The sequence below is a fragment of the Zhongshania sp. R06B22 genome (assembly GCF_040892595.1).
In the GTDB taxonomy this organism is placed as follows: Bacteria; Pseudomonadota; Gammaproteobacteria; order Pseudomonadales; family Spongiibacteraceae; genus Spongiibacter; species Spongiibacter arctica.
Window position 1 is genome coordinate 3191378 of the sequence record NZ_JBFRYB010000001.1, and the last position, 24183, is coordinate 3215560.

Consider the following 24183-nt stretch of genomic DNA (forward strand, 5'->3'; position numbering starts at 1 on the left):
CGGGAAGATTACCGTAAGTCCCATACCTGGGCAAACAATTGCGTGAACGAGGTATACCTAATAACGGCGCCTATGCCGGCTGAAACCAAGTATCTTGGATGGTCTGATGGACCACCATAGAATTTTTCTCAAGCTCGGTGAGATAGGCGGGGAAGCTAATGGATACGTCGCTATAATCACTCCCATCGGTCACCGTTTTCAAAAATTGGTTTAAGCCCGTAACCACCAAGTCACTGGACGGCAACTGCATTGCCGACTCCTGCATGCGCAACAGGCCACAGGCCACCGAGCGGGGAAACAGAGTATCTTCCAGCAAAAACCGCGCAGAGTCATCGCCATTTATCGCTACTTTCATGGTGCGACGATAGGGCATGGTGGCGTTTAAAGTCCCCAACACACTGCCCCAGACTGCATCCAGCACATGATTAGAGTCGCTTTCAATAAGATCGCTGGACATGCTAGCACCCGCCTCCAGAATACGGAGAGTCATATCCGCCCGCTCCAAACTGCGCCCCATATTCAAGAAATGCCACGCCGCATCTCGCCGCATTGTGTCGGCAATCAAACCATTAATCTGCTGACAGGTCTTAATAATCTCTTCCAAAAACTCATGCCGGTAACGGCGGCCTAAACCCTGGGAGATATTTTCTGACACAAAGATTTGGAATTCGTTGACCAACTCCCAACTCTCCTGGGGCACCATGTCGCGAGTGGTGCGGATATTTTCCCTAACCATTTTCAGCGATGACGCCAAAGAGCTTGGATTACTGAGGTCCTCAAGTAAAAATTTCACCACCCGCTTTTCATCTTGCACTGTGAAACGCCGGTTATATTCAGCGTGACTGCCACTGGCAATAACCAGATTGTGCCAACTGATCCCCGTATCTCTAGGTAAATCGAATAACAAACCAGTATAGACTTGTATTAAGCGCGCCATACTTTCCACACGCTCAAGGTAGCGCGCAAACCAATAAACTCGCTCTGCAACTCGCGATAACATCATTATTTTGCGTCCCCTTCCGCCACGATCCAAGTATCTTTACTGCCCCCACCCTGTGAGGAATTAACAACAAGTGAGCCTTTTTTCAAAGCCACCCGTGTTAAACCACCCGTCGTCACCGTCAAATCAGTACCCTGCAACACAAAGGGCCGCAGGTCTAAATGACGCGGCTCCGCTTCGCCCAAGCCCGTGACCACAGGCGCGGTGGAAAGCTTTAAGGTCGGCTGGGCAATATAGTTTCGGGGATTTTCCTGCACGAGTTTACGAAACTCCTCATGGTCTTTTTTGGTCGCATGCGGCCCCACCATCATGCCGTAGCCACCAGACTCATTTGCGGGTTTTACCACCAACTTTTCAATATTCTCAACAACGTATTTAAGCTGCTCAGGGTCATCGCAAAGATAGGTTTCAACATTGGGCAAAATCGCTTTTTCACCTAAATAGTATTCAATCATTTTGGGTACATAGGCGTAGACCACTTTGTCGTCAGCCACCCCCGCGCCAGGCGCATTCACCAAAGTCACATTACCGGCCTGCCAAGCGCGCATAATACCCGGCACACCTAAAATTGAATCAGGATGAAAAGCCTCTGGATCGAGAAATAAATCATCTATCCGGCGATAAACCACATCAACCCGCTCGAGACCTGAAATGGTTTTCATATAAACGCAATCATCTTCATCAACAAATAAATCACTGCCTTCTACTAACTCAACACCCAACTGCTGCGCCAAATAAGCGTGCTCGAAATAAGCCGAGTTATAAATGCCGGGGGTCAAGATGACGATTTCAGGCTGACGTACTTTGCGAGGTGACACCGATGCCAGCATGTTGAACAATTTCGTCGGGTAGTCATCGACGGGTAATATATTATTGGCCTCAAATAATTCAGGCAAAACGCGCTTACTTATCTCGCGGTTCTCCAGCATGTAAGCCACGCCTGACGGCACCCGCAAATTATCTTCCAAAACATAAAACTTACCGTCGGAGTCACGCACCAAATCACAGCCGCAGATATGTGCCCACACGCCTTTCGGCGGTGTAATTCCCACACACTCAGGACGGAAATTTTTAGAGTCTTTTATCAGGTAGGGTGGTACCACACCGTCTTTAAATATTTTTTGCTCATGGTACACATCATTTATAAACAGATTCAGTGCCCGCACTCGCTGCTTAAGGCCCTCGGCGGTCTGTTCCCATTCCTTGGCGCTAATAACCCGTGGAATAAGATCAAAAGGCCATGAGCGATCTATGTTTTCGCCATCGGAATAAACCGTAAAACTCACACCCATATCGCGGACGGTGCTCTCTGCTGCTACCCGTCGGCTCTCAAGTTCTTCGCGACTAAGCCCCCCCAGATATTTCACGACGCGCCGGCTCGCCCGGCGGGCCACTCCTTTGGGCGTTATCATTTCATCAAAAAAATCACTGCCCTGATACTGACTCCAATCGATACCGCCAGATTCCTTGTCTGCACCTTTAGTCATTTATAAAGCACCTTGCTGAAAATTATTTTATTCCAAATTCATTGCGCACCAAAATGGCGCGGGGCAGCTCTGCGTCTCGCGTTGTGTTAGCGCATAATCGTTTTTATCTAGCAGTTATGCCCCCAACAACCCCAAACCTTAGGACCCACTGCAGCAATAGACAGGCCAACTTGCACAATATTCGACAAGCTTTAGCTAATATTTATTCCCATCATCACTTTCACTTATCGTTATAGCATACGCGGCTTTTACACCCAACAGCAGCTAAAATCGCTGCAACTATGGTTTGTATCAGAAAAACTGAATAGCCGCTAGGCCCTAAGACTAAGACCGTAAATAGCTCCGCCTTAGACATTAGCCGACTATTGCTGAATTGCGAATCAATCTATCTTAGATTGTGATAACAGGGTCAAAGTGTGATGCAGCAGAATGCAGGCTGACTCTATTATGCAATTATGCAAATTAAGCCACTTTCGTGTGTTTACCGAGTAAAAACCGCTCTTCCGCCATGCCTTCAGCAACGGCGGCAGTAGAGACGCCGCTTGCCGCAGAACGTTCAAATACTTCAGTCAAGGATGCAGCAATACCGGCTATATGTGCAGATGTACTTGCAGAACTGCCCTCGGCGCGCTGATAGTAAACATCGATAATCCCACCGGCATTAATCATAAAATCCGGTGCGTATATAATACCTCGCTGCCGCAAACGCTCGCCTTGCGCAGCATTGGCCAATTGATTATTGGCAGCGCCAGCGACGATACCGGCCTGAATGATCTCCACGGTATCCGCATTGATTGCCGCGCCCATCGCACAGGGCGCTAATACATCCGCCGCAAAACCGAGAATCTCATCACAGGCGATAATATGGGCGCCAGCAAGCCTAGCCAACTCACAGTTGCGAGTATTAATATCGGCGGCGAAAACCCTCGCACCTTCCAAAATTAGCAGCGATATCAAATGCCGACCAACCGCGCCTGCACCTTGGATGGCAACGTGAACATCAGCCAAATCAGCACTTCCATGCTTAAACTTTAAAGCCGCCTTTATGCCATGAAATACTCCCTCGGCGGTATAGGGTGAGGGATCACCACCATGGCGACCACCGTCCAGAACACCCGACACATAGGAGCTAGACTCCGCGATAATTTTTAAATCGGCCACGGTGGTGCCAGAATCTTCTGCGGTGATATAACGGCCGCCAAGATCCTCAATAAAACGGCCCATCGCCAGTAGTAAATCGCGGGATTTATTTTTACTTGGATCACCCATAATGACCGCCTTCCCCCCACCCAAGGGGAGCCCCGCCAAAGCCGACTTATAGGTCATGCTCCTAGACAATCGCAGCACATCATCAAGTGCGCAGTCATCATTTGCATAGGGATACATTCGGCAGCCACCCAAAGCAGGCCCCAGATTTGAGTTATGCACCGCCACGATCGCCCGCAGACCACTGCGCGCATCATGCTTAAACGCAACAAGCTCATGACCGTCAAAATATGGCGAGTTAAATACTGTCACTCCGCACTCCCGTTAGCTCGCTATTACGATAATCAGGCGGCATTATGAATATCGACTAGCTGCACAATATCGCTAGTCAAACGCTTAATAAGTTGATCGCGGCGCACACGATACTGAGCAATAGCCTCCACTTTCACATGACCAAAACCACGAATATCATCAACCAGTTTGAATAGCTCAATCGCAATACTCACATTGTCTTTGCTGATGTGGGGTAAAACGGTATCAAGCTGGGAAATAAACTCATGGGCTAAGGACCTCTCTGCTCTGCGTTCCGCGCTATAGCCGAATATATCCCACCGAGTTCCGCGTAGGCCTTTAAGCCTAGCCAGTACCTTAAACGCCGATTGCACCCATGCGGAAAAAACTCGCTTCACCGGAAAGCCATCCGCGCCGACCTTCGAAAGCAAGGGAGGCGCCAAATGAAACTGTAATTTATAGTCACCTTCAAACGTGTTATTAAGCTTTTTCAAAAATTCACCATCAGTGTATAAGCGTGCCACTTCATATTCGTCTTTGTATGCCAGTAGTTTATGTAGAGATTTAGCAGCCACGGACGTTAGCTCAGTCGCAACGCCGTTAATAGCTTCGTCCTTAGCCCTAACCGCGTTCAACAGCTCTAAATAGTTATCGGCATACCGTTTATCTTGGTATTTCAGCAAGTGTTGATAGCGATACTGAATAATGTCCTCGACCTGATCCAGCGGCGACCAATGCTCCACTTCGACGCCGGCCGCTTGACGCACCGCATCGATATTATGTGCAGCGTGCCGCCCCCATAAAAATGCCTGCTTATTAAAATCTGCCGCCACACCATTTAAGTCTATCGCGCGATCAATCGCATCGAAGCTGACAGGCACATAGCCCTTTTGAAATGCGTAGCCCAACATAAAGAAATTGCTCGCCAAGGTGTCGCCTAGCAAATGACGTGCTAACTCGGTGGCATCGACAAAGCTCACCTTGCCCTCGCCCACCTCGTCAATAATCAATCGCTTCATAGAGTCTGCTGGAAACTCGGCATCGCGGTTGTAGATAAACTCTGCGGTGGTCATTTCGGTGTCGTTGATGACCGCAACTGTGCGCTCGACATTAACCTTGGCAATAGCCTCATCCGACGCCGACACCACCAAATCACAACCCAATAACAAATCTGCATCCCCCGCCGGGATTCGCACCGCATTAATATCTTCCTGCTTATTTGCCACGCGCAAATGGCTTACTACCGGGCCGAATTTTTGCGCCAAGCCGGTTTGATTCATGGTGGCGCAGCCTTTGCCCTCGATGTGCGCTGCCATGCCCAGGACGGCGGTAATGGTAAGCACTCCCGTTCCACCAACACCGGTAACCACCAAATTCCATGGCCTAATTATCACGGGCAACACCGGCATGGGAATAAGGCCAAAGCTGTCGGGAGCGACCGCGGTATTCTTTTTAGGCCTACCGCCAATGACCGATACAAAGCTGGGACAAAAACCATTCACACAGGAATAGTCTTTATTACACGCGCTTTGGTCTATTTGACGTTTACGACCAAGCTCGGTCTCCTTGGGTAATACCGACAAACAGTTGGATTTCTTGCCACAGTCACCACAACCTTCGCACACCGCTTCATTGATAAAAATACGGCGATTGGGATCAATCATTGTGCCTTTTTTACGACGACGACGTTTTTCTGCCGCGCAGGTTTGCTCAAATATCAGAACCGAGGCACCGGGCACGGTTTGCAACTCAGTTTCAATCGTCAGCAGGTCATCGCGATGACTAATAGTTAAGCCATTCTTTTGTGGCCAAGAATAGTTTTCAGGATGATCAGACACCAATGCGATGCGTTTAATGCCCTCGCCACGCAGTTGCATAATTAGCTGTTCAACCGTTAATGAACCATCAAGCGGCTGCCCCCCGGTCATCGCCACTGCGTCGTTATAGAGAATTTTATAGGTGATATTTACGCCAGCCGCGACGACCTGGCGGATGGCCAGACTACCGGAATGGAAATACGTGCCGTCGCCCAAGTTTTGGAATACATGTTTATTGTCAGTGAACGCGGCTTGTCCCACCCAGGTCACGCCTTCGCCGCCCATTTGGGTAAACGTAATTGCTGGTCGCGTTGGCATCCACGTGCTCATATAGTGGCAACCAATACCACCCAGCGCCACGCTGCCCTCGGGCACCACTGTGGAGGAGTTGTGCGGGCAACCAGAGCAGTAATGTGGGCTACGATTTATAAGGCCATGCTTGTTGGCGATAGATTGCTCTTTTTGATCGTAAAAGCTAAGACGCTTTTCTATTTCATCACTCTTATAAAAACGGCGAATACGCGAGGCAATGGCCCGCGCCACCATCGCCGGCGTCAATTCACTTAGATTAGGCAGCAGGTCTTTGCCCTGTTCATCAAACTCACCAAAAACACGGGGACGATCAGCTACCGGCCAGTTATAGAGTTGTCCGGTAATCTGGTCCTCGATGATGGAGCGCTTCTCTTCTACCACCAGAATTTCTTCCAAACCAGAGGCAAATTCATGGGTTGTTAAAGGCTCTAAGGGCCAGGGCATACCGACTTTGTATACGCGCAAACCGATTGCCGCCGCTTGACCCTGATCTATTCCCAGATCCTCCAAAGCCTGCAAGACGTCAAGATAAGCTTTGCCACTGGTCACAATACCCAAACGCGCCTTAGGGCTATCGATAACAATGCGATTCAGATTATTCGCACGCGCAAAGGCACGCGCGGCGTAAATTTTATATTTATTTAGTCTCAGCTCTTGCGCTAAAGGCGAATCTGGCCAGCGCGCATGCACGCCATCCGGCGGCATATCGAAGTCCTCTGGCAAGACAATTTTAACGCGGCGGGCATCTATCTCCGCTGAGATCGCCGAATCCATATTTTCGGTAATCGCTTTGAGCGCTACCCAACAACCGGCGTAACGCGACAGCTCCCAGCCATAAATACCCAGGTCCAAGACTTCCTGCACATTGGCGGGTGCCAGCACAGGAATAGACGCCCCGATAAACATATGTTCAGACTGATGCGGCAAGGTAGAGGACTTGGCGGCATGATCATCGCCAGCAATCGCTAATACACCGCCGAATTTTGAGGTTCCCACCGCATTGGCATGTTTGATCACATCCATGCTGCGATCTACCCCAGGGCCCTTGCCATACCACATGCCAAATACGCCATCATATTTGGCATTGGGAAACAGACCCACTTCCTGGCTACCGCGCACGGCGGTTGCCGCCAAGTCCTCATTCACCCCCGGAACAAAGTGAATATTGTGTTTATCTAGATATTTTTGGGCCTTCCACATGGCCTGGTCGACACCGCCCAAAGGCGAACCCCGATACCCTGAAATAAAGCCCGCGGTATTTAAACCACGTTCTACGTCGCGCTGATGCTGGAGCATAGGCAGGCGCACCAAGGCCTCAATACCCGTCATATAGGCACGGGTATGATCCAAGCTATACTTATCTTCCAGTGAGATCTTAAGGGCGTGTTCTGACAGAGGCATAGGCTTTGTTCTCCGGCAATGGCTAACAAACTTCTAGACACCAGCTTATATTTTACGCGCGGGATTAATTATTTTATTCATGCACCAATACGGCAATAAATGGTATTTTTTATACCCAAAAATCAACAGAAACACATAATTTAATACAATAAATCAAATTATCTAGCTACTAACACTGGTTTATCCCTGCCCAAAAACCTCTATGCAGAGCCCCTCGACGCCATCATGGCCAGAAACAATTCCGCCGTTGCCAAGGCATCGCTCATGGCATTGTGAGGGGGGTATTCTGGTAGATTATAGCGCTGCCGGCATTCCCCCAAACGCAGATCACCGGCACGAATTATCGGCTGCCGAGAATCCAGTCGTTTTCTTTCCAGAGCCAGGGTGTCCACCAGTGGCATTAGCAATCTTGCACCATGCAAGCGAACACACCATTGATCCAAAAATGCCATATCCATTGCAGCACAATGAAAGATCAGCACCCGCCCTTTTAATGCCTCAAAGAATAGTGGCATCACGTCACTAACAGATAGCGCATCGCCCAAATCACAGTCACGGATATGATGGAAGGTCGCACTGTGGCCAACGCTATCATTGGTACTTAATAAATAATGGGCGGCTTGGCACATATCAATCTGACCGTTTTCAAGGGGGACCCAGGCAATACTCACCACCTCGCCTTCCTTGGGATTTAAGGCAGTGGTTTCCAAATCTACCGCTAAATAGCGATTTTTATGATACTGACCTAGCCGAATGTTATTGCTACTGAGCCACAATGCCTGCAGGCTGGCATCTGCCTGTCGGCGATACCAATATTGGCGCAAACGCAGACCTAACATTTATCCCGCTCTGCGCCGCACATTAATCCAGCCCCTGCAAATAGCTAAGACGGATAGACGCTTGGGCGTCATGAACAATCTTAAACGCATCGCGAAGATTAACTTTACTCAACTTGGACAGCATTCGCGGATCGCAGTAGTTATTTACCTCCTCTCCCGCCGCAAGTTGTTTGGCCTGCAAATCAATTCTCAGCCTGGAAATAAGTGCAAACGCATCTTGCAAACTTTCCACGTCACTACTCACCATCACTTTACGCGCACCGAGCTCACGCAATCTATCCACCGTACTAACAGCGCCAATGCCGTTAGCCAGCGCCCGCAATCTAACCAGTTCAATAACAGGTAGCGCGCCACGCTTTTTAAGATTAAGTTGATCGCGATATTCGCCATTTCGCTCAACAACAAAGCGCCGTAATATTCCTAAGGGCGGAGAAGTCTGCAATACATTTCGCGCCAGGGCTGCGAGAAAAATACTGTTGCGCTGAGTGTGGCCCAGCATATGCTTTTGGAGCTTACGGGCCAATTGATCAGGGCCCCAAATTGCTCGTAGATCAAAGAAAATACTCACCCGCATTACGGCATCAGGGGTTGGATTTTCCATCCAACGATCGACGATCCTCATCCAAGATGACAAAGTCTGCCGCCATTCAGTTGTTTTAGCCATAACATCGCCGGGGCAGTAGATATAACCGCAGGCATCCAGCCCGTCACACACAAAATCGGCAAGCTGACTAAACCACTGCATATCTTCATCACTGGCATTATCGGCAATCAGCAAACCATTATCCTGATCACCCCCTAGCAACTGCTCGCCCCGAGCTTGAGAACCAAAACTCAGCCAGCAAAATTCAACAGGCGCAGGCCCTAGTTTCTGTATTGCCAATTCTATTAAGCGCCGCGTCACGGTTTCACTAACCATATTACTCAAGTGACTAATATGATTGGCGGGGATGCCCGTATTTGCCCAATGCTGAAACAATCTGGGGAGGCGTTTTTGCTGCAGGCTTAAACCAGCAATATCAGATTGCCGCGACAGGCGCTGAACAAAAAATACAGGGTCTTCTTCTCTGGCCAGAGAAATATCCGAGGCGGTGACAATACCAAGCGCGCAACCATCTTCGGCAACGGGTAGATGGTGAATACCATAACGCGTCATCATCACCACGCAGTCAAACAAGCTTTGGGCTGGTGACACCGTGCTAGGGTCAGCCGTCATTACATGGTGAATAGGCAAGGCACCACTGAGGCCGGGTGCGACACACCGCGAACGCAGATCTCTATCGGTGACAATACCGACTAATTTTTCACTTTCTACCACCAGCGCCGAAGACACTCGCTTGTCACTCATCTGCTGCGCCACAACTTGGATACTGGACTGCGGATCAACCTGCAAGAGCGTGGTACTCATCCAGTCTCTGACCGGCTGCATTAGCAGGGTTGCCGCATCGGGATGATCTTCGGCGCGGCGCAAACGCAAACTCGCCTGAACCTCAAAAAAACGGTCAAACTGGCGATGATGGCCGCAGAGATACTGGTAAAATTCCTCAGGTAAGCGGTAGACAAGACAGTCTTCCACCACTCTGAGAACACTGTCTTCGCTGCCGTCCCGAGATCCTTTTAGACGAAAGCCTTCGCCCTCTTCAACGCGCTGCAAAAGCGTGCCTCTGCCGTCAAAAATATCAACCACACCGCTTCGTAATACATACAAGCCTTCGCCATCTTTATCAGGTTGAAAACGATGTTTAACCGGGAAGTAACTCACCTTGGTATTGCGGGCACAGTTTTCTAAGTCTTCAGGAGACAGCTCGTCAAATAGCAAACATTGCGCAAGAAATTCAACAATAACGGCAGTTTCAGGACTCAGGTTTTGGTTCACGTCATCCATCCCCAAATAGCGGCAATAACACGTTCAAACAGCAACATCAGACTTTAAGCTGGCCCCGAAATCAGATAAGGCCGGCTTAGTTGTTAACGGTATGTCGAAAGTCTTGGCCGTAACCGGTTTCATAGTGGGTAAAAATCAAGCCACTACTGCCGTAGTAATAATTATCACCGGCAGCAACCACTACCCTTATTTCGGTCTTATTCTGATCATCAAGAAGGACAAGCCACTCCTTGCCGTCGCCAGCAGTTGCCATCATATCGCTGGGCAGAGCGTCGACATCATTTTCATCAGCCAGTGAAATTTTGGCATCTTGCAAGGGGAAATCTGAGACCATGCGCAATGACAGCACGCCCTCGCTGGGCCGATCTGCATGAAGCACTATTTTGAAATTACCATTAGTCAAAATACATTTGCCGCTTTCATAGCGACACTTTGAACCGGAAACCAGTGGATAGGTCTCGCCTTTTACGGGTGGTAAAGCGGGTTCGGTCACCCAAAAATCAACCGCGAAATACGCCAGAATGGCAAGGATAGGCGTGATAATCATCGCAGCTAAAAAGTGTTTATTCGTTAACATTATTTTTCATCCTAGTGTTTGAACATCGTCAAACTCAAGAAAATACGACGGCCCACACAGGCCGCCGCTAGTTCCTCTACTTCGTTTTAGTGATCCTGGGCAGCCTCAACACCAACCGGCACCCGGATAAACTCCACTAAATCTTGCACGTCTTGTGGAGGCGCTTTAGTCACAGCCGATACCGCGAAGGCCACTGCGAAATTGACAACCGCACCCACTGCACCAAACGCATTGGGCTCAATACCAAAGAACCAGTTCTCTTTCATATCACCAAGGTAGGCGGTACTGGCAACAAACATAATACCCTTGTGCTGGAACACGTAGAACAAGGTTACGCTTATACCGGCAATCATCCCCGCGATTGCACCTTCTTTGGTGATACGGCGATTAAAGATACCCATCATCAACACTGGGAAGATGGAAGACGCTGCCAAACCAAAGGCCAAGGCGACCGTCCCGGCGGCAAAATCGGGCGGATTAAACCCCAGGTACCCCGCTACACCTATCGCACCCGCCATCGCAATCCGGCTCGCCAGCAACTCGGCTTTTTCGGAGATATCCGGCATCATCACCCCCTTCAGCAAATCGTGGGATATTGCCGAGGCGATCGCCAACAGTAAGCCTGCTGCGGTAGATAATGCGGCTGCAAGACCACCTGCTGCCACCAAGGCAATCACCCAGTTCGGTAATTTAGCGATCTCGGGGTTAGCGAGCACAATGATATCTCTATCTAATGTGACCATCTCATTGCTTGTCGCATCCGGAGTGTATTGAATATAGCCGTCGCCATTTTTATCTTCAAATGCCAGCAGCCCAGTTTTCTCCCAGTTTTTAAACCATTGTGGACGTTCTGCATATTCCAAACTCTGGGCAGAGCCAGGCTGGTTAATGGTGTTGTGAAGATTCAAACGCGCCATGGCCGCAACCGCTGGAGCTGTGGTGTATAGCAAGGCAATAAAAATCAAAGCCCAACCCGCAGACGTCCGCGCATCTTTCACCTTAGGTACCGTGAAGAAACGGATAATAACGTGAGGAAGACCCGCCGTACCGATCATCAACGACAAGGTATACATGAACATGTTCAGAGTACTGCCACGCACATTATTGGTGTAGTCAGAAAAACCTATTTCAGTAACAACCTGATCAAGTCGATCCAGCAGATACACATCGGTGCCGCTAATGGTGCTGCCCAAACCCAACTGCGGAATCGGATTACCGGTTAAGTTTAAGGAGATAAACACCGCCGGAATGGTATAGGCCAGAATCAATACACAATACTGCGCAATTTGGGTATAAGTGATGCCCTTCATCCCGCCGACAACGGCGTAAATAAAGACAATCGTCATCCCAACCAATAAACCCACCTCATAGCTGACTTCTAGGAAACGGGAAAACGCGACCCCAACCCCCTTCATCTGACCAATAACGTAGGTTACCGAAATAATAATCAGGCAGACCACGGCTACCATGCGCGCGGTGTTGGAGTAGAAGCGATCACCGATAAATTCCGGCACTGTAAACTTGCCGTATTTACGCAGGTAAGGCGCTAAAAACATCGCCAGCAATACGAAACCACCGGTCCACCCCATCAGGAAGACCGAACCGCCATAGCCCATATAAGCGATCAGCCCAGCCATCGAAATAAACGACGCCGCACTCATCCAGTCAGCCGCCGTGGCCATACCGTTGGCAATAGGGTGAACACCGCCACCCGCCACGTAAAATTCTTTGGTGGAGCCCGCTCGGGCCCAAATCGCAATACCGATGTAGACCGCAAAGGTAAAGCCCACCACAATATATGTCAGAGTTTGTAATTCCATGGTGTCAGTCCTCAGCTCTCGTCATCAACGCCGTATTTACGGTCGAGTTTGCCCATTCTCGATGCGTACACGAAGGTGAGCACCACAAAAACGTATATCGAACCCTGTTGCGCAAACCAGAAGCCCACCTTAAAACCACCGATCCGAAATTGATTGAGGGTATCTACAAACAGGATCCCGCAACCGAAGGACACGATGAACCAGATAATTGAGAGCACTAACATAAGCCTGACATTTTCTCGCCAGTAAGCTTTGGCCATCTCTTTGGATTTAAACGCCATGATTATTCTCCTTCTTGTTATTTGTAAAACTGACACGGCAAGTATGCCTGCCAGCGCTGCTTAGCTTCCATTGGACTTTAGTCGTCCTATTAAAAATCATACTTCACACTGAACTGCAGCCGATCGAGATCACCGCTGTCGTCACCGTTCACAGGAGCCTCTATATTTTTAGTGGCGTGAATAAATTCGGCGCCCAAAGTAAGTGCCTTGACGGGACTGTATAAAAGATTGCCATGAACGCTTTCATAGGAGGACGCCGTAGTACCAGCGACTTGATCGGGGTTGTCTGCAGAAGAGGCTGATAATACAAAGGTACTACGCCACTTATCCGTCCAAAAATGACGATAGGAAACAAAGCCACCCACTTGATCGATGAGTTCAATATCACCCTGATCGTTTATCACGCCGTCGCGATAACCTTGTATACCTAAGTAGCGCCCCAGCGCATCACCGGCATTCAACTGCAGCTTGATATCGTCGGCGCCTAGCTTCCAGATCGCAGCAAAACTAAGGCCGTAACCTATTTCACTATCATCGCCGCTAATGGCAGCCGCCACACTATTGTTAAAGTTCTGTTTATAGGCGATCTCACGCACTAACGCTGCCAAGCTATAGGACACGTTCCCCGCACTGACGTTATAGCGCAGCACCATATCGGGCAGAGCATTATTATCATAAGCATTAGCACCCGCATCTGAACCTGCCGCGCCGTAAAGACCGCTTGAGGGGTTTTCAACTGCAAACATCAAGGAGCGTCCGTCGCTTAAACCATGAGTCCAGCGTACCTGAGGCTGGCGCTCAAATAAGGTGCCAACCGGGCCAACAAAATCTAAGGTTTCAGGGAGGGTGGAAACATTAAAGAAAGTAGACCAAGTCTGACCAGCAAGCAGCGAGCTATTTTCATCGTACTGCCAATTAACAAAGGCGTGACGAATTCGGGTCACCGATGAGTTGCTGATACGTTCGTCGCCAATCTGATTGACGCCAAAATCCATTTCCAAATGACTGGATATATTACCCGCCTCGGTAGGCGTGACAGTCTTAAACCAAATCCGTGAATGGCGCGCCTGCATATCAAAATTGACGTCCCCAGATGCGCCGCCTATAGGAATGGTGGATGGCACTAAAAAGTCATTGCCAACCGTCGCTGTCGGCCGCTCGCCGCCGCTAAACTTACTGGCCAAGGCATCCAGTTTGATATAGCCGCCAAGACTATAAGTGGTTTTACCCAATGACTTCTTATCCTTTGGAGCTTGAGTTTCAGCGAGCGCGGCTTCTAATCTAGCCACCCGCTCTTCCAGGGTTTCAGCAGATGCTGATATTGCAGAAAGGCTAAGGGGTAAAGCCGCCAGTATCGACGTTAGGGCAATAAGTCGTCGTTGTTTGTTATTATCTTTCATTGGTTTCGCTCCCGTTGGAATTTGATCATGCCCAGTGTTTATAGGCCGATAAGGGCTTGCTGAGTATTAGCCATTAGTCATGTGTAGACCAAAGTCTAAGAAACTTTCGCTCATTTACAGACCTCAATTTAAATCCACTTTTAATCAGTCGCTCGACTAAGGTCTAATTTCTATCGGCTATTGTTTAAGGAATAATTGCCAACAAAATAAAGGAGGATATGTGATGTCATCAACCCGCTACCCAGTGATAGAAGCAGTTCGCAAACAGGCTAATCTCAGTGCAGAGCAGTATGAAGCGATGTACCAGCAATCGATAAATGACCCCGATGTCTTCTGGGCCGAGATTGCTAAACGTATTGAGTGGAATCACTTCCCCACTAAAATCAAAAACACTAATTTTGATAAAGACAATCTCGACATCCGCTGGTTTGAAGACGGTCAGCTCAACGCCAGTCACAACTGTCTAGACCGCCACATAGCAAAACATGGTGATAAGACAGCACTGGTATGGGAAGCCGACAGCGAGACTGAAGCTAGTCGCAAGTACAGCTATCAACAGCTGCTCGACGAAGTCTGTAAACTCGCCAATGGCCTCAAGTCAATGGGCATCACAAGAGGCGACATCGTTACGCTTTATATGCCCATGGTGCCTGAGGCGACCATTGCCATGCTGGCCTGCGCCCGCATAGGTGCGGTTCACTCGGTGGTTTTTGGTGGCTTTTCACCTGAGGCCCTAGCGGGAAGAATCAGCGACGGAAAATCAAAACTGGTTATTACTGCAGATGCCGGACGACGCGGCGGTAAGAGCGTCCCACTCAAACACAATGTGGATGACGCTCTAGCACTATGCAAAGCAGATTACGTGCAGTCGGTATTGGTTCTCCGTCACACCAACGATGAGGTGAATTGGTATCCGAAGCGGGACGTGGAGTACCACACCTTGGTTGACGGTCAGTCAACTGCCTGTGTCGCAGAAAATATGAATGCGGAGGATCCGCTGTTTGTTCTCTATACCTCTGGCTCAACGGGCCAGCCAAAAGGCGTGGTGCACACCACCGGCGGCTATCTGGTTTACACCTCGCTAAGCCACCATTATATTTTCGACCACAAAGCCGATGACACCTATTGGTGTATGGCTGATATCGGCTGGATCACTGGCCACAGTTACGCCGTGTACGGACCGCTTAGTAACGGAGCAAGCTGCGTGATGTATGAAGGCGTGCCCAACTACCCTGACGCCGGTCGCCTAGGGCGCATTATTGACAAACATCAGGTCAATGTTCTTTACACCGCCCCGACAGTCATTCGCGCACTTATGGCAACCGCTGACGAAGCACTGGCAAGCAACCACAGAAATTCGCTGCGCTTACTTGGCACTGCCGGCGAGCCCATTAATCCAGAATCGTGGATATGGTTCTTTGAAAAATTCGGTAATGGCCGCTGCCCCATAATGGATACTTGGTGGCAAACCGAAACCGGTGGAGTCATGCTCACGCCACTCCCCGGTGTCACCGAGTTAAAACCTGGCTCGGCCACCAAGCCCTTCTTCGGTATTCAGCCCGCGCTGCTCGACAATGAGGGTAAAGTCCTGACTGGGGCCACCAACGGCAACCTAGTCATCTGTGATAGCTGGCCGGGCCAGATGCGCAGCATCCTTGGCGACCATCAGCGCTTTGCCGACACCTATTTTTCTAGCTTTGCAGGAAACTACTTTAGCAGCGACGGCGCCCGCCGTGATGAAGATGGTGACTACTGGATTACCGGCAGAGTAGATGATGTATTAAATGTATCCGGACACCGCATGGGAACCGCAGAACTGGAAAGCGCTTTGGCCGGACATCCAGCAGTTGCCGAGGCGGCCGTAGTGGGCTTCCCCCACAATATTAAAGGTGAAGGCATCTACATCTATGTAACCTTGGTAGAAGGTCAGCACGCCAGCGCTGAACTCCTTACCGAGCTACGTCAAACACTGCGCACCGAAATCGGCCCGATCGCCTCTCCCGATGTGATTCAGTGGGCTGACGATCTACCTAAAACCCGTTCCGGTAAAATTATGCGCCGCATTCTTCGCAAAATTGCCGCCGACGATTACGACAGTCTGGGCGATATTTCGACTTTGGCTGATCCCTCAGTGGTCGCCCGATTAATAGATGAGCGGCGTGCAATTTTGGGTAACGAGGTATCATAGGGACTGAAACGATATTTGCCGTTTGGCGACTAGTCCGCATAAATCGGCGGGGATCCGTTAACATGCAGCACATTATCCTGTTTTGAAAAATGACTTTTGCTATTAGCTTGCCCCGCCAGTCGGGGCTTTTTATACTCAAGGCATCAAAACAATAAAACAGCTGAGTAACTATGAGCCCACAACGCTTTGTGATTGCCGATGATCATCCACTTTTTCGCGGTGCGCTGCGCGGTGCGCTTGCTCAAGAATTCCCCCAGGCTGAGATTACTGAAGCCGGCGACATCGCCTCACTGCTCACCCGCATTGCAGAAAACGCCGACATCGACCTACTGCTTTTAGATTTGCATATGCCCGGCGCTCAAGGCTTTAGCGGCCTTATCCACCTACAAGGTCAGCACCCAGAAATTCCAGTAGTGGTTATTTCGGCATCAGACTCTGAAGACATTATGTGTCGCGCCATCGATTACGGCGCCACCGGTTTTCTGCCCAAAAGCAGTTCACCCGAGCAAATTGCCGCGGCCATTAACGCTGTCCTCACCGGCGAGCGCTGGCTGCCCAAATATGTAAGTTATAAAACTAGCGACAACCATGAAGAACGCAGCGTTGCCGCTGTCATTGCCAGCCTAACACCGCAGCAATTTAGGGTAGCCAGCTACCTTGTACAGGGCTTACTGAACAAACAAATTGCTTGGGAGCTTAATGTGACCGAAGCCACCATCAAAGCCCATATCACTGAAATCTTCCGCAAATTGGGCGTGCACTCCCGCACTCAAGCGGTATTGCTGCTAGGCAAATTAGATGTCAGCGAGCCAACAGCTTAGCAAAGATTAATATTCTAGCTGCGCATTCTACACTGCCGCTCTAATAAGGCAGATGCTAGTCACAGCGGTCTCAAAAATAGAAACCAGCAACGCAGCAAGCCTTATCAATCGGCTTTGACATCACTACTCGACGTCCCAATAAGTTTACGCATTAAGGCTCTAAGCGCCGCGGGTTTAAGCGGTTTAGTGAGGAAGCGACAGTCTGCCTGCTCCACCTCGCTACGCAGACTGTCGCTATTATCGGCACTGATGATAATTGCCGGTATTGCACTGTCCCAGTGGTATCGAAATGCACGCAGTACATCCAAGCCAGTCTCACCTTGATCAAGATGGTAATCTGCCAAAATGATGTCAGGTGCCTTATCAAGCTTCCACGCAGCCAGAGCATCCGCCAAAGATCCTGCAATACAGACATGACACTGCCATTGGTTTAGCAATGCCTGCATACCCGCGCGAATACCTGCTTCATTGTCGACGCAGAGCACATTCAGCCCCGCCAACTCTAGCTGCAACTGCGATGACTGGACCGGGCTTGCTAACTCAACCGGATCAACAATCGGCAGCGTAATACTAAACATACTGCCCTTGCCCAGCTCTGAATTAAATCCCACCGGGTGCCCCAAGAGCTGACTAATACGCTGCACAATCGACAAACCCAAACCCAAGCCGACATCGCCATCGACACCATTTGCGTCAATCGCGCGCTCGAACTCACCAAAAATCCGGCTGCGATCTTCATCGGCAATACCCGGCCCGGTGTCCCACACCTCAACCGACAATTGCCGCCCCTTACGACGACAACCTAGCACCACACGGCCCTGGCGAGTGTATCGCAAGGCATTGCCCAATAGATTCTGTATGACCCTTCGCAATAGGTGCTGATCGGTATCTACCCAGAGCGAACTGGGCAGCACTTTGAGCACAATGCCGCTGCGCTGAGCAATGACACTGAATTCCCGCCCCAAGGTATCGAGTAAATCCTGAATGGGAAAACTGCCCCGCTTTATCTCCATACGACCGGAGTCTAGTCGAGCAATTTCACGCAGCGAAGTAATCAAGTTTTCGGCACCGGCCAAAGCTTCATCAATGTGTTTTACTTCATCTATCAGGCCTGCCGCCGGGGCCTTATAAGATAGGGCCGCCGTGAATAGACGCGCCGCATTAATCGGCTGTAAAAGATCGTGACTAGCCGACGCTAAAAAGCGATTTTTACTGGCGTAAACTTGGTTTAGCTCTTTTTCTATTTGCGCACGACTGCGATTTTCCTGCTCCAATGACTCGTTGGCAGCAGCAAGTGCAGAGGTTCGCTCCTCAACCCGCTGTTCAAGTTCATCACGAGCCCCCTCAAGGGCCTTTAACACCTGCCGAAACTCGCTGATATCGGTATAGGTTGTTACATAGCCACCGCTACTCATGGGTGTGCCGCAAATCTCAATGACCTTGCCGTTGGGTAAACTCCGCTCTAAGCGATAAGCTTGACCGCTACGTAACATATTCAAACGCCGCTCGACCGCGGTATCGACATCATTCTCAGCGTCTTGCAAATAACCGCGCTCGGCATTGTAATGATAAATTCTGGCAACCGGACAGCCTATATAGAGCAAGCGCTCCGGAAATCCGAAGAGCTCAACGTAGCGGTGATTCCATGCCACCAAATCCAGATTTGCATCCACAACACTGATACCTTGAGGAATAGTCTCTAGAGTAATTTGTAGCAGATCCTGACCGAATTTTATATCGCGGGAAGTGGTGCCAATCAGGGCAACAAACTCCTCCATATCAAGGGGCTTTTTACTGCGCAATAGATCAATGGTTCGATGCGCTGACACCGCCCCAATAATAGCAGCCAATGCCTCTTCGGCCTCTTTAACAATAAACCGCGGCACCCGATCATAATGTAATAGTCGTTGACCAAGCCGCGACTCAAAACGTCGCCATAAAAGCTGTGAACGCTGTTCACCCAGCAGCGGTGTTAACAAGCGCTGCAATTGCCACACTTCGATACTTTGCAGTTCCAAATCGGATCGACGTTGACGATGCCGAATACTAAGATCGGTAAATACTCGAGCTTGACGAAGATCGATGGCCCGAAAACGCGACAACAATGACACCCCAACCAAACACGACACGTTCAGCAATAAACTCCAAAAAACACCATGGCTCAAAGGGTCTAAAAATCCGAAACCTAGGAGACTCTGAGGTGCCAAAAGTGCAAGGCCAAAGGGACCGTTTGTCACCAAAGAACTGTCCTGACCCAGCATGGCAGGCAGCAACAGACAATAAAACCAAAGACTCCCTCCAGCGATAAGGCCAGCAATGACTCCGCGCCGATGAGCTCGACGCCAATAAATTGCAGCCAACATCACTGGGGCAAGTTGAGCTGCCGCCGCAAAAGAAATAAGTCCCAGCGACGCTAGACCCTCGCGAGCGCTGAGTCCCTGCTCTAGGAACCAAGCTGCAAATAGTATCGCCACAATGGCAGACCGCCTTACCCGTTGCAGCCAACGGGCATTGACAACATGCTCACGATGAATTGCCAGCCAAAGGGGCATAACCCACTCATTGCAAATCATAATTGACAGAGTCACGCAGGCCACAATGACCATGCCAGTGGCCGCCGACAAGCCGCCCAGCATGGCTATCAGTGCTAACTCGCTATTACCCGCAGTAATCGGAGCCGACAGCACGAACATATCAGCACTCGGTAAACTACCTGGGAGTAAGGTCTGGCCTGCAAGAGCAATGGGAATAATCAGAACTGCAAACAACAGCAGATAAAGCGGAAACAACCACCGCGCTGTGCGCAGATCCCGGCGACTGTGGTATTCAACATTCATGACATGGAATTGACGGGGAAGACAGAATATTGCCGCCGCGGCTAAGATACCCTGGGTAAGAAAATTTACCGGTTCAGGAGCGTGGGCAAAAATGCCAAAATCCAGCACGTCACCTGGAGAAACTTTGCGTAAAAGCACGGTAATCGCAAATATACCCACCATGACAAAGGCCGTTAACTTCACCACGGACTCAAGCGCAATGGCAGCCATTAAACCGCGGTGCCGATGTCGCTCATCTGCCACACGCGTGCCAAAAAGTACCGTAAACACTATGAGCACTAGGGCCGCGATAAAGCTGGTATTGCCAGAGCTAGCAGGTAGTTCTGCACTCCAAATGCCCTGAACAGTCACCCACGCTTGTGCGGTCGCTTTTAACTGCAGCGCAATGTAAGGCAGGCTGCCAGCTACCGCTATGCCTGTGACCAAGGCCGCAAGAGCTTGACTTTTACCATAGCGAGAGCCGATAAAGTCGGCAATTGACGTGACTCGATTTCGCGCGGCGACCACCGACAAACGCCGCAAAAATGGCCAGGCAAAAATAAAGAGTAAAATAGGGCCCAAATAAATGGGCAGATAGGACCAACCACTATTTGCCGCTCGCCCCACCGCGCCAAAAAAGGTCCAAGAACTGCAATAGACCGCCAAGGACAGACTATAGATCAAGGCCTGCATTACGACAGGACGCTTACCACGACGATCCCCCCACCAGGCAACACCAAACAAGATGCCAATGTAGAGAAACGCCAGCAACATCAGCCACTGGTTAGATTGCACATGCATTTCCTCTATTATTCTAGAGACAGTCTAACGCAGGGCATACATCCTTGCATGCAACAACCTTGATCGGCGCTCTCTAACTTAGCAGGCAGTTTGTGACTAGGAGAATGTCCAAGCGCCGTTATCGGAAAGGCATAGCGACGCTACTCTTCGCGGAGCTTCGTTAAGCCAACAAAACGCGATAGTATCGATTGAAACTCGCCTTTGCTAATATCCACCATTTCCAGCACTCGGCCATAGAGCATAATCGTGGGCACATTTCTGCCACCTAATTCTTTTTGGGTTTCATGCAGGCAATACAGGATGGCGCGCTCCTTTTTATTTAAGCCGTCGCGAACATCTGGCAGATTTTCAAAGACACTGGAATGATAATCTTGGGGGTTTTCGTCTCTGTTCACACTGCCGCCGTGATAGTTAAGGTCTTCTTGTCGTCCATCCCCACAATTCTCCAAGACATTTGCGCGTAGCTATTATTAGAACGGCCAAGAATCACTCAAACTCGGATTGAACATTTCATCATCGCCAATACGGCTTGAAATCATTAGTTCAGCTAGGAAGTGGGCGATGCATGTAACATCAAACTGGGTAATACTATGATCTATTGTAGCAAAGCGAGAGCTGCTTGCGGGAGAGCATTGGCTTGAGCGGTGATGGCGAGACCCGCTTGCTGAAGAATCTGCGCCTTAACTAGGGTCGCCGTCTCCTGAGCATAATCCGCATCAAGTATTCTGGAGCGACTCGCGGTGAGCGATTCTGAGGACGTCTGCAGATTAATAATTGCCGAACCAATTCGATTGATCTGCGCACCGACAGTGGCGCGCTGCGAAGACACATACTCCATCGCGCGATCCATTTTGTTAATGACCTGGTTAGCGGCCGAGACTAAATCTAAATCATTTAAATCCAAGGCCAACGCACTCATCGCGCCAATATCCACCGCAACAACTTCACCAACATTAGCCCCTAACTGGAAGTTCTTGGTATTACTCGCCAACACACCCGCCGCAGCTTCGTCCCAGTTTTCAGCAAAGCCCAATAATTGATCATCGCCGGTGCGCGAGGCGAAATTCGCAACCACCGATTCCGCTGTTCGCACCGCACCGCCGTCAACATTAGCACCACCTATAGCACCAGTGTCAGAGTCGCTTAAGGAGCCACTATCAACCTGCGCCTGAATATAGGTCTGTGCCTCGGCGGTATTAAATGCGCTTGTTAAAAAATTATCTGCACTGGTGTAGGTGCCATTACTAGCAGCATCTATGGCTTCATCGAGTCCGGCATCTTGGTTATTTGTCAAATAACTCATGACATCCTTAATGCCATCCCCGCCCAAGACCTTAATTTCATCATGGAGCTTGCGAACAGCAAGAAAAGCAGCCGAGTATTCATCGCTGGAACCACCCCAAGAACCATCAAGGTCGTCCGCCACCGCCGCTAGCCCAGCCACGCCAAGAGATCCTATAGAGCTTGCTACCCGCTCGTCCGCCCCGTGAATTAGTTCGGCAGCCCCCTCCAAAAACCAGCGCTGATCATCGCTAGCAGTATCAAAAAACGAGGCAATATTCATACTGCGATACATGACTGCATGGACCATTTCATGAGCAATGATTCGATCATTATAAAACGGTGCCGTGCCGCCATCGGGCAAATTTGGCGGCGTAAAATCTGCCATATCGATTTGCAGCGTGACATCACTGGCCTTGCCCGTGAAACTACCGGGAACAACACCGGTGACTCGCGCCGCCGTGCCGCCACTGCCATCACTAAAGCTAGTCAGCTCAATACTTATCTCACCACCGTCAGCAGTTAAACCGAAATACTCCTGAATAAGGGACTCTGATTGCGACAACCAGCCAGAGCGTAAACCATCAAGTACCGCCAACTGATCACTATCGCCCAAGACACTAGACTGAGCAGTAGCAAAAACCGCCTGACCATTAAACGTAGTTTGACGGCCAACGCGATCAATCTCATCGCGAAGTAAGTCCACTTCGCTCTGCAGGGCCTGGCGATCGCTAGTACTATTGGATCCATTGGCCGCTTGAACGGCGAGTTCCCGTATACGCTGCATTGCATCAGTCACTGAGGACAAGGCACCATCGGCGACCTGCAGCATTGATACGCCGTCATTAGCATTGCGCACCGCTTGATCTAGCCCCCGAATCTGACTGGTAAAACGGGTGGAAATCGCCATGCCGGCAGCATCATCGCGTGCACTATTGATACGCAGGCCAGACGATAGGCGTTGCTGCGCCTGGACCAAGGAATTCTCCGAGACCTGCAAATTACGAGCACTATTGAGCGCCGCAATATTGGTGTTAATAGATAAACTCATAGGCGAATAAAACCTAATATCGAGTTATGACACCAACGTATCGACCGTTAGTTAAAAAACTTTAGCTGTTTTTAACAATAGACTGAAGTAAGCAAGATTAGGGTAGCGGTCATCCTGGACAAGCCCCACCCTGGCGATAACGGCTTGTGAGCGAGAATATCTGACCCAACACACGGCGAATACGTATTTTAAGTAGACCCAATAATCGCTAGTGTTTGTATAAATCTGCCACAAACTATTCAATACTTTAATTAGGCTTGCACTATGAGCACTGAACTAAGCAAGCAGGACCTTAGCATTCTCGCCATCCTCCAAACCGACGCTAGTAAAACATCAAGTGACGTTGCGGATATGGTGGGCATGTCGCAATCACCCTGTTGGCGCCGCATCAACCGTATTGAGCAAAATGGTCTGATCCGCAAGAAAGTCGCACTGCTAGATCGCCATGTTTTGGGCATGGATTTGGTAGTATTCGCCACCATCAACCTCACTGCATCAGGTCGCCAAAATCTGCAAGAGTTTGAGCTGTCGGTTGAGAATTTTGATGAGGTTGTCGAGTGCTACACCATGACCGGCATTTGGGATTACATGCTAAAAATTATTGTGAAGGACATTCGAAATTACGAAAGCTTTGTTAGAGATCGCTTACTGTGCCTACCCATGATTCGTGAAATTCACTCACATATCGCGGTAACGGAAATAAAAAACAGCACGGAGTTACCACTCAAAACCCAACTATAACCTTGTGGTTTTTTACTAAAAAGGAAACAGAAAGGAAGCTAAAACTATAAGTGATGAAGGTGGCACGTCCCTGTGCCCCCTCATATCTCGGCGCAAGCGCCGAACTATGAGATGGGGAGTAAACACGCTGAAAAATTCAGCCATGATTATTTGCAACAGCCGTCGAAC

The 24183-nt window shown here is 49.8% G+C and carries 16 protein-coding genes; 3 read left to right on the forward strand and 13 right to left on the reverse strand.

The window, feature by feature from the left end:
- Positions 1 to 70: 70 nt before the first annotated feature.
- From AB4875_RS14520 to AB4875_RS14565, 10 genes are all read right to left on the reverse strand, one after another.
- Positions 71 to 1003 carry an alpha-E domain-containing protein gene (locus AB4875_RS14520; RefSeq protein WP_368376779.1) on the reverse strand — a complete coding sequence of 311 codons (933 nt, stop codon included), beginning with the start codon at positions 1001 to 1003 and terminating at the stop codon, positions 71 to 73.
- Positions 1003 to 2487, reverse strand: coding sequence for a circularly permuted type 2 ATP-grasp protein (locus tag AB4875_RS14525; protein WP_368376780.1), 1485 nt, complete (start codon positions 2485 to 2487; stop codon positions 1003 to 1005). The genes AB4875_RS14520 and AB4875_RS14525 overlap by 1 nt, the downstream gene beginning before the upstream one ends.
- Before the next feature lie 462 nt (positions 2488 to 2949).
- Positions 2950 to 4005, reverse strand: coding sequence for a Glu/Leu/Phe/Val family dehydrogenase (locus AB4875_RS14530; protein WP_368376781.1), 1056 nt, complete (start codon positions 4003 to 4005; stop codon positions 2950 to 2952).
- Between the two features lie 32 nt (positions 4006 to 4037).
- Complete coding sequence (locus AB4875_RS14535) at positions 4038 to 7514, reverse strand: indolepyruvate ferredoxin oxidoreductase family protein (RefSeq protein WP_368376782.1); 3477 nt, start codon at positions 7512 to 7514, stop codon at positions 4038 to 4040.
- Positions 7515 to 7714: 200 nt separating this feature from the next.
- On the reverse strand, positions 7715 to 8353 hold the full coding sequence (locus AB4875_RS14540) for a 3'-5' exonuclease (RefSeq protein ID WP_368376783.1): 639 nt from the start codon (positions 8351 to 8353) through the stop codon (positions 7715 to 7717).
- 22 nt (positions 8354 to 8375) lie between these two features.
- On the reverse strand, positions 8376 to 10229 hold the full coding sequence (locus tag AB4875_RS14545; protein ID WP_368376784.1) for a DUF294 nucleotidyltransferase-like domain-containing protein: 1854 nt from the start codon (positions 10227 to 10229) through the stop codon (positions 8376 to 8378).
- An 85-nt stretch (positions 10230 to 10314) separates the two neighbouring features.
- The gene (locus AB4875_RS14550) at positions 10315 to 10815 is read right to left on the reverse strand and encodes a hypothetical protein (protein WP_368376785.1); all 501 of its coding nucleotides are present in this window, start codon (positions 10813 to 10815) and stop codon (positions 10315 to 10317) included.
- Between the two features lie 86 nt (positions 10816 to 10901).
- Positions 10902 to 12635 carry a sodium:solute symporter family protein gene (locus tag AB4875_RS14555; protein ID WP_368376786.1) on the reverse strand — a complete coding sequence of 578 codons (1734 nt, stop codon included), beginning with the start codon at positions 12633 to 12635 and terminating at the stop codon, positions 10902 to 10904.
- 11 nt (positions 12636 to 12646) lie between these two features.
- Positions 12647 to 12916, reverse strand: coding sequence for a DUF4212 domain-containing protein (locus AB4875_RS14560; RefSeq protein ID WP_368376787.1), 270 nt, complete (start codon positions 12914 to 12916; stop codon positions 12647 to 12649).
- A gap of 89 nt (positions 12917 to 13005) precedes the next feature.
- Positions 13006 to 14316, reverse strand: a complete 1311-nt coding sequence (locus AB4875_RS14565) for a DcaP family trimeric outer membrane transporter (RefSeq protein ID WP_368376788.1) — start codon at positions 14314 to 14316, stop codon at positions 13006 to 13008.
- 223 nt (positions 14317 to 14539) lie between these two features.
- On the opposite strand from AB4875_RS14565, the gene acs reads away from it, so the two are divergent.
- Positions 14540 to 16504 (forward strand): acetate--CoA ligase, encoded by a 1965-nt coding sequence (acs, locus tag AB4875_RS14570; protein ID WP_368377087.1) that lies wholly within the window; start codon positions 14540 to 14542, stop codon positions 16502 to 16504.
- Between the two features lie 170 nt (positions 16505 to 16674).
- A complete protein-coding gene (locus AB4875_RS14575) occupies positions 16675 to 17325 on the forward strand; it encodes a response regulator (RefSeq protein WP_368376789.1) in 651 nt (216 codons plus the stop codon).
- Between the two features lie 104 nt (positions 17326 to 17429).
- Here AB4875_RS14575 and AB4875_RS14580 read toward each other — a convergent pair whose 3' ends face one another.
- The 3 genes from AB4875_RS14580 to AB4875_RS14590 form a co-directional block, all read right to left on the reverse strand.
- Positions 17430 to 20936, reverse strand: coding sequence for a hybrid sensor histidine kinase/response regulator (locus tag AB4875_RS14580; protein ID WP_368376790.1), 3507 nt, complete (start codon positions 20934 to 20936; stop codon positions 17430 to 17432).
- A 146-nt stretch (positions 20937 to 21082) separates the two neighbouring features.
- Positions 21083 to 21337 carry a hypothetical protein gene (locus AB4875_RS14585; RefSeq protein WP_368376791.1) on the reverse strand — a complete coding sequence of 85 codons (255 nt, stop codon included), beginning with the start codon at positions 21335 to 21337 and terminating at the stop codon, positions 21083 to 21085.
- Between the two features lie 200 nt (positions 21338 to 21537).
- On the reverse strand, positions 21538 to 23274 hold the full coding sequence (locus AB4875_RS14590; protein WP_368376792.1) for a flagellinolysin: 1737 nt from the start codon (positions 23272 to 23274) through the stop codon (positions 21538 to 21540).
- A 264-nt stretch (positions 23275 to 23538) separates the two neighbouring features.
- Here AB4875_RS14590 and AB4875_RS14595 point away from each other — a divergent pair, with 264 nt between their 5' ends.
- A complete protein-coding gene (locus tag AB4875_RS14595) occupies positions 23539 to 24015 on the forward strand; it encodes an Lrp/AsnC family transcriptional regulator (protein ID WP_368376793.1) in 477 nt (158 codons plus the stop codon).
- The last annotated feature ends 168 nt before the right edge of the window (positions 24016 to 24183 follow it).

Coding starts and splice junctions, on each gene's coding strand:
- AB4875_RS14520 (WP_368376779.1), bottom strand. CDS start 1,003: ATGATGTTATCGCGAGTTGCAGAGCGAGTTTATTGGTTTGCGCGCTAC.
- AB4875_RS14525 (WP_368376780.1), bottom strand. CDS start 2,487: ATGACTAAAGGTGCAGACAAGGAATCTGGCGGTATCGATTGGAGTCAG.
- AB4875_RS14535 (WP_368376782.1), bottom strand. CDS start 7,514: ATGCCTCTGTCAGAACACGCCCTTAAGATCTCACTGGAAGATAAGTAT.
- AB4875_RS14540 (WP_368376783.1), bottom strand. CDS start 8,353: ATGTTAGGTCTGCGTTTGCGCCAATATTGGTATCGCCGACAGGCAGAT.
- AB4875_RS14550 (WP_368376785.1), bottom strand. CDS start 10,815: ATGTTAACGAATAAACACTTTTTAGCTGCGATGATTATCACGCCTATC.
- AB4875_RS14555 (WP_368376786.1), bottom strand. CDS start 12,635: ATGGAATTACAAACTCTGACATATATTGTGGTGGGCTTTACCTTTGCG.
- AB4875_RS14560 (WP_368376787.1), bottom strand. CDS start 12,916: ATGGCGTTTAAATCCAAAGAGATGGCCAAAGCTTACTGGCGAGAAAAT.
- AB4875_RS14565 (WP_368376788.1), bottom strand. CDS start 14,316: ATGAAAGATAATAACAAACAACGACGACTTATTGCCCTAACGTCGATA.
- acs (WP_368377087.1), top strand. CDS start 14,540: ATGTCATCAACCCGCTACCCAGTGATAGAAGCAGTTCGCAAACAGGCT.
- AB4875_RS14575 (WP_368376789.1), top strand. CDS start 16,675: ATGAGCCCACAACGCTTTGTGATTGCCGATGATCATCCACTTTTTCGC.
- AB4875_RS14590 (WP_368376792.1), bottom strand. CDS start 23,274: ATGAGTTTATCTATTAACACCAATATTGCGGCGCTCAATAGTGCTCGT.
- AB4875_RS14595 (WP_368376793.1), top strand. CDS start 23,539: ATGAGCACTGAACTAAGCAAGCAGGACCTTAGCATTCTCGCCATCCTC.